Here is a 12,039-nt window from a genome sequence, read left to right as displayed (position 1 = left end):
AACGAGAAACCGACATGCTCGATTCCAAACTGTTACGTAGCAACCTTCAGGACGTAGCGGACCGCCTGGCATCCCGTGGCTTTGTGCTGGATGTTGCGCGCATCGAAGCGCTGGAAGAACAGCGCAAGACCGTCCAGACCCGCACCGAAGCACTGCAGGCTGAACGTAATGCGCGCTCCAAATCCATCGGTCAGGCCAAGCAGCGCGGCGAAGACATCGCGCCGCTGATGGCGGACGTCGAGCGCATGGCGGGCGAATTGAGCGCCGGCAAAGTCGAACTCGACGCGATCCAGACCGAACTGGACTCGATCCTGCTCGGTATCCCCAACTTGCCGCACGAATCGGTACCGGTTGGCGACGATGAAGACGGCAACGTCGAAGTGCGCCGCTGGGGCACCCCGACGGCCTTCGATTTCCCGGTTCAGGACCACGTGGCCCTGGGCGAGAAGTTCGGCTGGCTGGACTTCGAAACTGCCGCCAAGCTGTCCGGCGCCCGTTTCGCCTTGCTGCGCGGGCCAATCGCTCGTCTGCATCGCGCCCTCGCGCAGTTCATGATCAACCTGCACGTCACCGAGCACGGCTACGAAGAGGCCTACACGCCTTATCTGGTTCAGGCCCCGGCGCTGCAAGGCACCGGTCAACTACCGAAGTTTGAAGAAGACCTGTTCAAGATCGGGCGCGAAGGCGAGGCCGACCTGTACCTGATCCCGACCGCTGAAGTGTCGCTGACCAACATCGTCGCCGGCGAAATCGTCGACTCGAAACTGCTGCCGATCAAGTTCGTCGCCCACACCCCGTGCTTCCGCAGTGAAGCCGGCGCATCGGGTCGTGATACCCGCGGCATGATCCGCCAACACCAGTTCGACAAGGTCGAGATGGTGCAGATCGTCGAGCCGTCGAAGTCGATGGAAGCGCTGGAAGGCCTGACCGCCAACGCCGAGAAAGTCCTGCAACTGCTGGAATTGCCTTATCGCACCCTGGCGCTGTGCACCGGCGACATGGGCTTCAGCGCGGTGAAGACTTACGACCTGGAAGTGTGGATCCCGAGCCAGGACAAGTACCGCGAAATCTCGTCGTGCTCCAACTGCGGCGACTTCCAGGCCCGTCGCATGCAAGCGCGTTTCCGCAACCCGGAAACCGGCAAGCCGGAACTGGTGCACACCCTGAATGGCTCCGGCCTGGCGGTGGGTCGTACACTGGTGGCGGTGCTGGAGAACTATCAGCAGGCCGACGGTTCGATCCGTGTGCCTGAAGTTCTCAAGCCGTACATGGGTGGCCTTGAGGTCATTGGCTAAATGAATTATCTGCCGCTGTTCCACAACCTTCGCGGCAGTCGTGTGTTGGTCGTCGGTGGGGGGGAAATTGCCTTGCGCAAATCCCGCCTGCTGGCCGATGCCGGTGCGCTGCTGCGGGTGGTTGCACCTGAAATCGAAGCGCAATTGCGCGAACTGGTTGCCGGCAGCGGTGGCGAGTGCCTGTCGCGTGGTTATGCCGAGGCGGATCTGGACGGTTGCGGGCTGATCATTGCCGCCACCGACGACGAAGCGTTGAACGCACAAGTCTCCGCCGATGCCCATCGGCGTTGCGTACCGGTCAACGTGGTGGACGCGCCGGCCCTGTGCAGCGTGATCTTCCCGGCCATCGTCGACCGTTCCCCATTGATTATCGCGGTGTCCAGCGGCGGCGATGCGCCGGTGCTGGCGCGTTTGATCCGCGCCAGGATCGAAACCTGGATTCCTTCCACCTTCGGTCAGCTGGCCGGACTGGCGGCGCGTTTTCGTCATCAGGTCAAAGGCCTGTTTCCGGATGTGCAGCAGCGTCGGGCGTTCTGGGAAGATGTTTTCCAGGGCCCGATTGCCGATCGGCAACTGGCCGGGCAGGGCGGTGAAGCCGAGCGGTTGTTGCAAGCGAAGATCGATGGTGAAGCGCCGGTTGCAACCGGTGAAGTCTATCTGGTGGGCGCAGGGCCGGGCGATCCCGACCTGCTGACGTTCAAGGCATTGCGTCTGATGCAGCAAGCCGACGTGGTGCTGTACGACCGCCTGGTAGCGCCGGCGATTCTCGAACTGTGCCGTCGCGACGCCGAGCGGGTTTATGTCGGCAAGCGCCGTGCCGATCACGCGGTGCCGCAGGATCAGATCAACCAGCAATTGGTGGATCTGGCCAAACAGGGCAAGCGTGTGGTGCGATTGAAGGGCGGTGATCCGTTCATCTTCGGTCGTGGCGGTGAAGAGATCGAAGAGCTGGCGGCCAATGGCATCCCGTTCCAGGTCGTGCCGGGGATCACGGCGGCCAGCGGTTGCGCGGCTTATGCCGGGATTCCGCTGACCCATCGCGATTACGCGCAATCGGTACGCTTTGTCACCGGGCACCTGAAGGACGGCTCAACCGATTTGCCGTGGGCCGATCTGGTCGCGCCGGCACAAACCCTGGTGTTCTACATGGGGTTGGTGGGCTTGCCGGTCATCTGCGAGCAGTTGATCAAGCACGGTCGCGGCTCTGATACCCCGGCGGCGTTGATCCAGCAGGGCACCACGGTCAATCAGCGTGTGTTCACCGGCACCCTGGCGGACCTGCCGCGATTGGTGGCGGAGCATGAAGTGCATGCGCCGACATTGGTGATCGTCGGTGAAGTGGTGCAACTGCGCGAGAAACTGGCGTGGTTTGAAGGGGCTCAGGGGCAGGTCTAGAGACCGCGTCGCCCCCATTCGCGAGCAAGCCCGCTCCCACATTGGATTCGTGAACGACACAAATCCCCTGTGGGAGCGGGCTTGCTCGCGAAGAGGCCCGCACATTCACCGCAAAGTCCAGATCAAACTCAGGCCTTGCACCAAACCCCTTTGCCGCTCAACCGCTCCCGATCATGGGGCGCGGTGAAGTCCTGTGCCGGGCCTTTCGGCACCACACCCGTCGGGTTGATGGTGCGGTGACTGGCATAGTAGTGGTTCTTGATGTGGGTGAGATCCACCGTCTCGGCAATCCCCGGCCACTGATAAATCTCGCGCAGCCAGTTCGACAGGTTCGGATAATCTGCAATCCGCCGCAGATTGCACTTGAAGTGCCCGTAGTACACCGCATCGAAGCGAATCAGCGTGGTGAACAGACGGATGTCCGCTTCGGTCAGGTACTCGCCAGCCAGGTAACGGTTGGCGCCGAGCAGCAGCTCCAGTCGATCCAGCTCGGCAAACACATCGTCGAAGGCTTCTTCATAAGCCTGTTGCGACGTGGCAAACCCGGCGCGATATACGCCGTTGTTCACCGCCGGGTAGATCCGCTCGTTCAGCGCATCAATTTCACCCTGTAGTGGCGCCGGGTAGAAATCCAGGTCATTGCCGGTCAAATCATCGAAGGCACTATTGAACATGCGGATGATTTCCGATGATTCATTGTTGACGATGCGCTTTTGCTGTTTGTCCCATAGCACCGGTACGGTGACGCGGCCGGTGTAGTCGGCGGCATCGGCGGTGTAGCGCTGGTGCATGAAGTCGAAATGATCGAGCTTGTCGCCGGTCGAGCCCAGGTGCTGGTCGAAGGTCCAGCCGTTTTCCAGCATCAACCAACTGACCACCGAGACGTCGATCAGCTTTTCGAGGCCTTTGAGTTTGCGCAGGATCAGCGTGCGATGAGCCCACGGACAGGCCAGGGACACGTACAGGTGATAGCGCCCGGGTTCGGCCGCAAATCCACCGACACCGGTCGGTCCCGGTTTGCCGTCAGCGGTCAGCCAGTGGCGGCGTTGCGCCTGTTCGCGCTGGAACGCGCCGTCCTTGCTGCTTTCATACCACTTGTCCTGCCAGCGGCCATCGACTAACAAACCCATGTTCAAGACTCCCGAAACCCATATGCGTTGCAGTTGAGTCTATTCCGATGGGTTCGAACAAAAAGCGCAAAGATCGGGCGTGAATGATCGGTTAAATCGATTTGTCCCGCGCAGCCCAGTATTTTTCGGCGGTTTCGAAGGCCTGTTCGCGGCTCTGGCCGAGGCCGCGCAGGGCCAGGGCCATGGTCGAGATCAGGGCCATTTGCGGATAGCTGTCGACCACGTCGCCACGCCATACGGCCTTGAGGTGCTCCGGATCGAGGCTGGCCGGTTTGACATGGCGCTGGCTCGACAACTGCGGCCATTCCTCATCCCAGCTGACTCCGCCAGTGGTGCCGTACAGGTGGCTGTCGGCGTCCGGGTTGATTTCGATCTCGCCGCCATCGCCCTTGATCACGATCGCGGTATCACCCAGCAGTCCGCTGGCATCGCGATGCACGGCCTGATAGCCAGGGTGGAAAATGCTTTGCAGGCCGCAACGCGCCCCCAGCGGATTGAGAATCCGCGCCAGCGAGTGGATCGGCGAGCGCAGGCCCAGGGTATTGCGCAGGTCGATCATCCGTTGCAGCTGTGGCGCCCAGTCAACCAGCGGCATGAACGCCAGGCCGCCGTTATCCAGCGCCGTGCCGACCTGTTGCCAGTTGCGGCACAGCGGGATGTTCAATTCGCCCAGCAGTTGCTCGGTGTACAACCGGCCAGCCGTGTGGGCACCGCCGCCATGCATGAAAATCCGCAAGCCATTCTGCGCCAGGCACTTGGCCGCCAGCAGAAACCACGGCAAATGACGCTTCTTGCCGGCATACGTCGGCCAGTCCAGATCCACCGCCAGTGCCGGCGGATTCAGGCGCTCACGCAAGGCTTCGGTGAACCCGGCCATTTCCTCGGCGCTTTCTTCCTTGTGCCGTAACAACATCAGGAACGCGCCGAGCTGGGTCTCCTCGACCTTTTCATCGAACACCATGCCCATGGCTTCGCGGGCTTCGACCCGGGTCAGATCGCGGGCACCGCGCTTGCCCTTGCCGAGGATCCGCACGAATTGGGCGAACGGGTGCTCGGCGGGCGTTTCGAGGGTCAGTGCAGGATAGTCAGTCATAAGCAATTCGTCGGTTTGGGCAGGCCCGCCAGTTTCGCGGCGAGTTTGGCGGGGGTGCCTTTGAACAGGCGGTTCAGGTGCAGGCTGTTGCCTTTTTCCGGGCCGAGTTTCAGTGCGGTGTATTTGATCAGTGGACGGGTGGCCGGTGACAGCTGGAATTCAGCGTAGAAACTGCGCAGCAGTTCGAGGACTTCCCAGTGTTCGGGCGTCAACTCGATGTCTTCGGCAGCCGCCAGGGCACTGGCTACATCGGTAGACCAGTCACTCAGTTCGACCAGGAAACCGTCCTTGTCCAGCTCGATGGCGCGGGCGCCAACCGTCAATGCATTCATAGCCAACTGTTGACCTTGTCGTAGTGAATCGACAGTTCGACGAAGGCCGGGTAATCGATGGCCAAGGCCCAGTCTGGAACCGCAAGCGCACGGGCCTGGGCATCTTCGGCCAGGACGAACAGTTTCAGACCACGAGCGCTGAGCGCAGTGAACGGCGCGGTGCCCGGTTGCAACGCATAGGCCGCATCACCGGACAACAGCAACCCATCGTTGGCGCCGATCACGCGCAGGCAACTGGTCAGGCGTTCGTCGCCGAACGGGGAATGAGACAACACATGCAAAGTCGACATCAGAGGGTGATCACCTGGTCGTAACGGTCAATAAGGGCGGTGATTTCGTGGGCGGCCAACACCTGGGCTTCTTCCAGCGACAAGCCGCTCGGGTCGAGGCCGCGTTGGGTGATGCTGTCGCCACAGGCAAACAGTTCCTCGACACCGAACATCGGCAGGGCCTGCAGATTGGCGCTCAGGTCTTTCTGTTGCAAGGCCTTGGCGTTCTGACTGGCGGCGAGCTGGAACACGCCGTCATCGAGAAACAACAGGCCAATCGGCAGATCAAAGGCGCCGCCGGCCAGCACGATATCCAGCGCTTCCCGCGCGCCAGGGCCGGACCATGGCGACTGACGGCTGATGATCAACAAGGACTTGGCCATGTCATGCGCCTCCGAAACAGATCAGACGGTCGGCATCCTGCGCCGCGTCATGCAATTGGCCGAGGCCGGACAATTCCCACGGCGCGCCGACGGCTACAGCTTCGCGCTGATAGCGCTTGGCTTCTTCTGCATCCAAGACACCACGACGCAGGGCGGCGGCGATGCACACCACGCCATCAAGTTGATGGTCGCTGACGAATGTGCGCCATTGCTTGGGCAAGTCCGGTTCATCCTGGGGCGTGACCACGCTGCCGGACGCGTTGTAGACGCCATCCTGGTAGAAAAACAACCGGACAATCTCATGCCCGCCGGCCAGCGCCGCTTGGGCGAACAGCAAGGCGCGGCGCGAGGAGGGCGCATGGGCGGCGGAAAACACGGCGATGGCGAACTTCATGGTGCACTCGATCAGCGAAACTGCGGCCATGATAATGCTTTATCGGCGGGGCGGCTAAAGTGATGTTGGCTGTTCTGGCCCCTTCGCGAGCAAGCCCGCTCCGACATTCGACCGGGTTCTATCTGAAGAGCGCGGTTTAATGTGGGAGCGGGCTTGCTCGCGAAGGCGGACTGACAGCAAACCCTATGGTTCTATCCCATACAAGTCACAATATTCCAGCCAATCCATCCCGGCCATCTCCGCCACTTCCCGATGCACTTCACGGCGTTGGGCTTCATAGTCCTGCGGCGTGGCGGCCGTCAGTTGCAAGGTCAGTTCCCAGGCAAACAGGCCAAGGCGTTCGGCTTCGGCTTCAAAAGCTTCATGCAGGCGTTCCTCGCGGTATTGCGCCGGGGTTTCTCCCTTGGCCTGCGCCAGCAGCGGGTTGAGGTTGTCGAGGTCGTGGCGCAACTCGGGGCGTTCGTCGAGAAACCGCTTCAGTGCCTGTTCATGTTGCTGTTCGGTTGCCGCCATGGTCGCTCCTTGAGTGGGGATTACGCAGACTGCTTCTTGCTGGCCTTGGCCGCTGCTGCCAGGCATTCGAGGGCAAACTGTTCGGTGTAGGTCATCTGGATCGGTGTGGTTTCGCCTTTGACGGTTCTTTCGCCGTTGAGGATGTAGCGAATCCGCTTGTCGGTGACACCGATTCGCTTGGCGATCCATGAAGGCGTCTGACCGATCTGGCTGATCAGCTTGTCGGCATATTCTGCGGTCGGTTTGTAAAACTCGGCATTGGGTGTCATCAGAATTCCAGTGATAGGTGCGATGCTGCGGTATTGGCGCGACAGGGTGCGCGAATCGTTGCGCGGTGTCGCGGTATAAATGCAGTAAAGCAGAACGATACGGGCTGCCGGGGTGATAAAGTCCGCTTTTTCCTGATGAGTGAATGCAATGCGATTTCTGATGGTGGCGCTGGCCGTGACGTTGCTGGCGGGATGCGCGGGCTCGGCGATGAATGATGCCCGCACCAAGGCCCCGTACAAGACCCTGAACTCGGAAAAACCGGCAAAAGACGTCGCCCAGTGCGTGCAGTTTTCCTGGCAGGACGAGGCCGTGTTCGGTGTCGATGCCGCGGCGTATTTGCAGGCAGGCGAGAAGGGCGGCACTACGGTTTACACGCGTTCGGCAGAGTCTTTCGTCGACGTGACCACCGATGCCTCGGGAACGGTTTTGAGCTACTACGCGCAGAAGGATGATTTCGTGGCCAAGCGCCGGTTGGCGGCGCTGGCGACTTGTCTGTGATCTGACACTGTACCCCCTGTAGGAGCGAGCTTGCTCGCGATGGTCGTCAACGAAAACGCTGGGGGCCTGACACCCCGCGGCGTTCCGATTTTTTTCGCGAGCAAGCTCGCTCCTACAGGGATTTGTCGCGAGTCAGTAGCTCAGGCGCTTCTGGAAGAAGAAGTGCTTGTGGCCCGGCGGATAGTCGGCAATGTGCCCGATCTCGCTGTAGCCGCATTTCTTGTAGAACTCCGGTGCCTGGAATTCAAAGGTGTCGAGCCACAGCCCGACGCAGCGCCGTTCCCGCGCCAGGTCCTCGGCCATCTGCATCAGTTTCGAACCCATGCCTTGTCCCCGCGCCTGTTCGGGCACCACCAGCAAGTCGATGTACAGCCACTGGTAAAAAAATCGGCCATGCAGGCCGCCGAGGATTTCGTCGTTGTCGTCGCGCACCAGCAAGGCGATGTGCTCAGGCACATTACCTTCGGCCTTCGAGCCGTTGTACGCGCGCAATGGCTTGAGGATCGCCTGGCGTTGTTCTTCCGTGGGGTTTTGCGACAGTTCGATACGCAGGTTCATGGCTATATCCATATGGCATTGAAACCGCAGCCTATCCCGGTCTCGACGATTGATCCATCCCCGGGAAAGTTGAACCGTCGTCAACGCGCAGCTTGCTTGAGGGGGCAAGCGCTGTTCGTTTTCATTTAACATGTGGACCCTCAGACAATTAACAGGACGCGTTGTCATGTCGAACACAGCCGAGCGGGTCAATATCTTTGAGTCTCAAGTGTTGTCCCACGACTGGTACCTGCTAAGGAAAATCACCTTCGATTACCGTCGCAACAACGGCGAGTGGCAACGCCAGACACGAGAGGTCTACGACCGTGGCAACGGCGCGGCGATTCTGTTGTACAACCGCGAAAAGCGAACCGTGGTACTGACTCGGCAGTTTCGCCTGCCGGTGTTCGTCAATGGCCACGATGGGCTGTTGATCGAAGTGGCAGCGGGGCTGCTGGAGGGCGCGGCACCCGAAGACCGCATCCGCGATGAGGCGGAGGAGGAGACCGGTTACCGCGTGCACCATGTGCAGAAAGTGTTCGAGGCGTACATGAGCCCCGGTTCGGTGACGGAAAAATTGCACTTCTTCATCGCCGAGTACGATGCGACCTCGAAAGTCAGCGACGGTGGTGGGCTGGAGGCGGAAACCGAGGAACTGGAAGTGCTGGAATGGCGTTTCGACGATGCGCTCGAAGCGTTTTATCGCGGCGAAATCTGCGACGCCAAGACCATCATGCTGTTGCAGTATGCGGCGATGAAGAATCTCTTCGCCCGCTAACGTATGCGCTTGCTGTGGCGAGCGAGCTTGCTCGCGTTGGGCTGCGCAGCAGCCCCAGGTATCTTGAGTGTTTGAAGAAGATTGGCCAGTGCTTCGCACTGGAACGGGAGCAAGCTCCCTCGCCACAAGTGCCGTGCGTCCCTAAAACAAATCATCCATGCGACTGGCGCCAGACCACTCGCAACCTTCAAGTGTGAGCAACAGCTCCTTCGCCTCCAGCCCCCCGGCAAACCCGGTCAGCTTGCCCGATGCGCCAATCACCCGGTGACACGGCGCCACGATCGATATCGGGTTCTTGCCATTCGCCGCACCCACCGCCCTGACTGCCGCCGGGTTGCCGATCTGCTCGGCGATCTGGCTGTAGCTGCGGGTCTCACCGAACGGGATGGTCAGCAGGGCCGCCCAGACCTTTTTCTGAAATTCCGTGCCGGCAAAATCCAGTTCCAGTTCGAAGCGATCGCGGGTGCCGGAAAAATATTCGTCAAGTTGCGCAGCCGTGCGCACCAGGATCGGGTTGTCCGGCGCTTCGCTCATCGGTCCGAGGCGCACCCGACCGGGTTTGTCGTTTTCCCAGAGGATGGCCGCCAGTCGTGAACCGTTCGCGACCAGCTTCAACTCGCCCACGGGCGAAGCCATGGTGATGCAGGTGTAGGTCATACCGGGGCTCGCGGGAAATGGCTGAACAGGCGTTAAGGATACTGTCTCGACGGGGAGGCGCAATACGTAATCCCGACCATACTTGGCTACGGCTTTTGAAGCGTTTTCCTACGTAATAACAAGAAGAGACCGACTCATGAAGTATGAACCTTTTGCCAAATCGCTGATTGCGACCTCATTGGCACTCAGCTGTCTGACTGCTCACGCCGCCTCCGTGGCCCCGGCTACGGGGGAAAACGGCATGGTGGTCACGGCCCAGCATCTGGCCAGCCATGTGGGCGTGGATGTGCTCAAGAAAGGCGGCAACGCCGTGGATGCGGCGGTCGCGGTCGGCTATGCGCTGGCGGTGGTGTATCCCGCGGCAGGTAACCTCGGCGGCGGCGGTTTCATGACCATTCAATTGGCGGACGGGCGCAAGACCTTCCTCGACTTCCGTGAAAAAGCCCCGCTGGCCGCTACCGCCAACATGTACCTGGACAAGGAGGGCAACGTCGTCCCCGATTTGAGTACCCGTGGCCATCTGGCCGTAGGTGTGCCGGGCACCGTTTCGGGCATGGAACTGGCGCTGTCCAAGTACGGCACCAAGCCGCGCAAGGAAATCATCGCCCCGGCCATCAAGCTTGCTGAAGAGGGGTTTGAACTGGAGCAGGGTGACGTCGATCTGCTGGACTACGCCACCGACATGTTCAAGAAGGACATGAAGGATTCCGGCTCAATCTTCCTCAGCAAGGGCGAGCCGATGCAGGTTGGCCAGAAACTGGTGCAAAAAGATCTCGGCAAGACCCTGCGGGAAATCTCCGAGAAAGGCTCCGATGGTTTCTATAAAGGCTGGGTCGCCGACGCCATCGTCACCTCCAGCCAGGCCAACAAGGGCATCATCACCCAGGCCGATCTCGACAAATACAAGACCCGCGAACTGGCGCCCATCGAGTGCGACTACCGTGGCTATCACGTGGTTTCCGCACCGCCACCGAGCTCCGGCGGCGTGGTGATCTGCGAGATCATGAACATCCTCGAAGGCTATCCGATGAAGGATCTGGGCTATCACTCGGCCCAGGGCATGCACTATCAGATCGAGGCGATGCGCCACGCCTATGTGGACCGAAACAGCTACCTGGGCGATCCGGATTTCGTGAAAAACCCGATTGCTCATCTGCTGGATAAAAACTACGCGACCAAGCTTCGCGAAGCGATCAAACCACAAAAAGCCGCGGTATCCAGTGAACTCAAGCCGGGCGTAGCGCCCCATGAAGGCAACAACACCACGCATTACTCCATCGTCGACAAATGGGGCAACGCGGTGTCGGTGACCTACACCCTCAACGACTGGTTTGGTGCCGGCGTGATGGCGAGCAAGACCGGGGTCATCCTCAACGATGAAATGGACGACTTCACCTCGAAAATCGGCGTGCCGAACATGTACGGCCTGGTGCAGGGCGAGGCGAACGCCATCGCACCCGGCAAGGCGCCGCTGTCGTCCATGAGCCCGACCATTGTCACCAAGGACGGCAAAGTGGTGATGGTGGTCGGTACTCCGGGTGGCAGCCGTATCATCACCGCGACCTTGTTGACCATGCTCAACGTGATCGACTACGGCATGAACATCCAGGAAGCGGTGGATGCGCCGCGTTTCCACCAGCAGTGGCTGCCGGAGGAAACCAACCTGGAAGCCTTCACCACCAGCCCGGACACGGTGAAAATCCTCGAAGGCTGGGGCCACAAGTTCGCAGGTCCCCAGGACCCCAACCACCTGGCGGCGATCCTGGTCGGCGCGCCGTCCCTGGGTGGCAAGCCGGTGGGCAAGAACCGTTTCTACGGGGCGAACGACCCACGGCGTAACACCGGGTTGTCGCTGGGTTATTGAGGGTTGTGTCCGCTAGGGGACGGGCTTATGTTCGTCCCCTGATCCATCGACCGTTCAAGGAAGGAAATCATGAACACTGCACTGTTAATCATCGACGTCCAGCAGGCTTTGTGTTCCGGTGAGTACGCGTGCTTCGAGATCGGGCGCGTCATCAACACCATCAATGACCTTTCTGCCCGGGCGCGCAAGGCCGGAGTTCCCGTGGTGCTGATCCAGCACGAAGAGGCGGACAGTCCGCTGGCGCATGAGGCTGCCGGCTGGCAACTGGCCGAAGGGCTGCAAACCTCGCCCAAGGATCATCGCGTGCGCAAGACCACACAGGATTCGTTCTACCAGACCAACCTGCAAAAACTGTTGCCGGTGCAGGACTTCGAGCGTCTGGTCATTTGCGGCCTGCAAACCGATTATTGCGTCAACGCCACCGTGCGCCAGGCCCTGAAACTGGGCTACGACGTGGTCCTGGCGGGCGACGCACATTCCACCGTTGACAACGGCAACCTCAGCGCCGAAGACATCATTGCCGAGCACAACAAGGACCTGAAGCGCCTGACCGGTTCCGTGGCGCGGATCGATGTGATACCGGCCAGGGACATCCATTTCTGATCCCACCACATCCCCCCTGTGGGAGCGG

General features: G+C 60.6%; 16 protein-coding genes. 6 read left to right on the top strand and 10 right to left on the bottom strand.

What is annotated here, in order from left to right:
• Positions 1–14: 14 nt before the first annotated feature.
• Positions 15–1,295 (top strand): serine--tRNA ligase, encoded by a 1,281-nt coding sequence (gene serS / locus PMI28_RS14700; protein ID WP_007986884.1) that lies wholly within the window; start codon positions 15–17, stop codon positions 1,293–1,295.
• Complete coding sequence (gene cysG, locus PMI28_RS14705) at positions 1,296–2,690, top strand: siroheme synthase CysG (protein ID WP_007986882.1); 1,395 nt, start codon at positions 1,296–1,298, stop codon at positions 2,688–2,690.
• Between the two features lie 128 nt (positions 2,691–2,818).
• On the opposite strand, the gene PMI28_RS14710 is transcribed toward cysG, so the two are convergent.
• From PMI28_RS14710 to PMI28_RS14745, 8 genes are all read right to left on the bottom strand, one after another.
• Complete coding sequence (locus PMI28_RS14710; protein ID WP_007986880.1) at positions 2,819–3,820, bottom strand: glutathione S-transferase family protein; 1,002 nt, start codon at positions 3,818–3,820, stop codon at positions 2,819–2,821.
• Positions 3,821–3,911: 91 nt separating this feature from the next.
• Positions 3,912–4,913: a glycosyl transferase family protein gene (locus PMI28_RS14715; protein WP_007986878.1), complete on the bottom strand. Its 1,002-nt coding sequence runs from the start codon at positions 4,911–4,913 to the stop codon at positions 3,912–3,914.
• Entirely contained in the window at positions 4,910–5,245 is a 336-nt protein-coding gene (locus PMI28_RS14720; RefSeq protein ID WP_007986877.1) for a TusE/DsrC/DsvC family sulfur relay protein, read from the bottom strand. The genes PMI28_RS14715 and PMI28_RS14720 overlap by 4 nt, the downstream gene beginning before the upstream one ends.
• Entirely contained in the window at positions 5,242–5,535 is a 294-nt protein-coding gene (tusB, locus tag PMI28_RS14725; protein ID WP_007986875.1) for a sulfurtransferase complex subunit TusB, read from the bottom strand. The genes PMI28_RS14720 and tusB overlap by 4 nt, the downstream gene beginning before the upstream one ends.
• Positions 5,535–5,897 (bottom strand): sulfurtransferase complex subunit TusC, encoded by a 363-nt coding sequence (gene tusC / locus PMI28_RS14730; RefSeq protein WP_007986874.1) that lies wholly within the window; start codon positions 5,895–5,897, stop codon positions 5,535–5,537. Before tusC ends, tusB begins: the two co-directional genes overlap by 1 nt.
• Position 5,898: 1 nt before the next feature.
• Positions 5,899–6,291, bottom strand: coding sequence for a sulfurtransferase complex subunit TusD (tusD, locus tag PMI28_RS14735; RefSeq protein ID WP_007986872.1), 393 nt, complete (start codon positions 6,289–6,291; stop codon positions 5,899–5,901).
• A gap of 183 nt (positions 6,292–6,474) precedes the next feature.
• Positions 6,475–6,804, bottom strand: coding sequence for a DUF6388 family protein (locus PMI28_RS14740; protein WP_007986870.1), 330 nt, complete (start codon positions 6,802–6,804; stop codon positions 6,475–6,477).
• A 20-nt stretch (positions 6,805–6,824) separates the two neighbouring features.
• Positions 6,825–7,073 carry a hypothetical protein gene (locus tag PMI28_RS14745; protein ID WP_007986868.1) on the bottom strand — a complete coding sequence of 83 codons (249 nt, stop codon included), beginning with the start codon at positions 7,071–7,073 and terminating at the stop codon, positions 6,825–6,827.
• Between the two features lie 148 nt (positions 7,074–7,221).
• On the opposite strand from PMI28_RS14745, the gene PMI28_RS14750 reads away from it, so the two are divergent.
• On the top strand, positions 7,222–7,572 hold the full coding sequence (locus tag PMI28_RS14750; RefSeq protein WP_007986866.1) for a hypothetical protein: 351 nt from the start codon (positions 7,222–7,224) through the stop codon (positions 7,570–7,572).
• A 132-nt stretch (positions 7,573–7,704) separates the two neighbouring features.
• On the opposite strand, the gene PMI28_RS0128520 is transcribed toward PMI28_RS14750, so the two are convergent.
• A complete protein-coding gene (locus PMI28_RS0128520) occupies positions 7,705–8,130 on the bottom strand; it encodes a GNAT family N-acetyltransferase (RefSeq protein ID WP_033063331.1) in 426 nt (141 codons plus the stop codon).
• A gap of 166 nt (positions 8,131–8,296) precedes the next feature.
• On the opposite strand from PMI28_RS0128520, the gene PMI28_RS14755 reads away from it, so the two are divergent.
• Entirely contained in the window at positions 8,297–8,887 is a 591-nt protein-coding gene (locus PMI28_RS14755; protein ID WP_007986862.1) for an NUDIX domain-containing protein, read from the top strand.
• A gap of 141 nt (positions 8,888–9,028) precedes the next feature.
• On the opposite strand, the gene PMI28_RS14760 is transcribed toward PMI28_RS14755, so the two are convergent.
• Positions 9,029–9,544, bottom strand: coding sequence for a methylated-DNA--[protein]-cysteine S-methyltransferase (locus PMI28_RS14760; protein WP_007986860.1), 516 nt, complete (start codon positions 9,542–9,544; stop codon positions 9,029–9,031).
• A gap of 136 nt (positions 9,545–9,680) precedes the next feature.
• Here PMI28_RS14760 and ggt point away from each other — a divergent pair, with 136 nt between their 5' ends.
• The gene (gene ggt, locus PMI28_RS14765; protein WP_007986858.1) at positions 9,681–11,408 is read left to right on the top strand and encodes a gamma-glutamyltransferase; all 1,728 of its coding nucleotides are present in this window, start codon (positions 9,681–9,683) and stop codon (positions 11,406–11,408) included.
• A gap of 69 nt (positions 11,409–11,477) precedes the next feature.
• Positions 11,478–12,011, top strand: a complete 534-nt coding sequence (locus tag PMI28_RS14770) for a cysteine hydrolase family protein (protein WP_007986856.1) — start codon at positions 11,478–11,480, stop codon at positions 12,009–12,011.
• The last annotated feature ends 28 nt before the right edge of the window (positions 12,012–12,039 follow it).

This window comes from Pseudomonas sp. GM48 (genome assembly GCF_000282335.1).
In the GTDB taxonomy this organism is placed as follows: Bacteria; Pseudomonadota; Gammaproteobacteria; order Pseudomonadales; family Pseudomonadaceae; genus Aquipseudomonas.
Note: the sequence above shows the minus strand (reverse complement) of the source record. Positions and strands in the feature narration are given on the sequence as shown.

Bases quoted from the DNA above. Each gene is read 5' to 3' on its own strand.
- PMI28_RS14710 (WP_007986880.1), bottom strand. From the start codon at position 3,820: ATGGGTTTGTTAGTCGATGGCCGCTGGCAGGACAAGTGGTATGAAAGC.
- PMI28_RS14750 (WP_007986866.1), top strand. From the start codon at position 7,222: ATGCGATTTCTGATGGTGGCGCTGGCCGTGACGTTGCTGGCGGGATGC.
- PMI28_RS0128520 (WP_033063331.1), bottom strand. From the start codon at position 8,130: ATGAACCTGCGTATCGAACTGTCGCAAAACCCCACGGAAGAACAACGC.
- cysG (WP_007986882.1), top strand. From the start codon at position 1,296: ATGAATTATCTGCCGCTGTTCCACAACCTTCGCGGCAGTCGTGTGTTG.
- tusD (WP_007986872.1), bottom strand. From the start codon at position 6,291: ATGAAGTTCGCCATCGCCGTGTTTTCCGCCGCCCATGCGCCCTCCTCG.
- PMI28_RS14740 (WP_007986870.1), bottom strand. From the start codon at position 6,804: ATGGCGGCAACCGAACAGCAACATGAACAGGCACTGAAGCGGTTTCTC.
- PMI28_RS14760 (WP_007986860.1), bottom strand. From the start codon at position 9,544: ATGACCTACACCTGCATCACCATGGCTTCGCCCGTGGGCGAGTTGAAG.
- PMI28_RS14755 (WP_007986862.1), top strand. From the start codon at position 8,297: ATGTCGAACACAGCCGAGCGGGTCAATATCTTTGAGTCTCAAGTGTTG.
- ggt (WP_007986858.1), top strand. From the start codon at position 9,681: ATGAAGTATGAACCTTTTGCCAAATCGCTGATTGCGACCTCATTGGCA.
- PMI28_RS14720 (WP_007986877.1), bottom strand. From the start codon at position 5,245: ATGAATGCATTGACGGTTGGCGCCCGCGCCATCGAGCTGGACAAGGAC.
- PMI28_RS14770 (WP_007986856.1), top strand. From the start codon at position 11,478: ATGAACACTGCACTGTTAATCATCGACGTCCAGCAGGCTTTGTGTTCC.
- tusC (WP_007986874.1), bottom strand. From the start codon at position 5,897: ATGGCCAAGTCCTTGTTGATCATCAGCCGTCAGTCGCCATGGTCCGGC.
- tusB (WP_007986875.1), bottom strand. From the start codon at position 5,535: ATGTCGACTTTGCATGTGTTGTCTCATTCCCCGTTCGGCGACGAACGC.
- PMI28_RS14745 (WP_007986868.1), bottom strand. From the start codon at position 7,073: ATGACACCCAATGCCGAGTTTTACAAACCGACCGCAGAATATGCCGAC.
- PMI28_RS14715 (WP_007986878.1), bottom strand. From the start codon at position 4,913: ATGACTGACTATCCTGCACTGACCCTCGAAACGCCCGCCGAGCACCCG.
- serS (WP_007986884.1), top strand. From the start codon at position 15: ATGCTCGATTCCAAACTGTTACGTAGCAACCTTCAGGACGTAGCGGAC.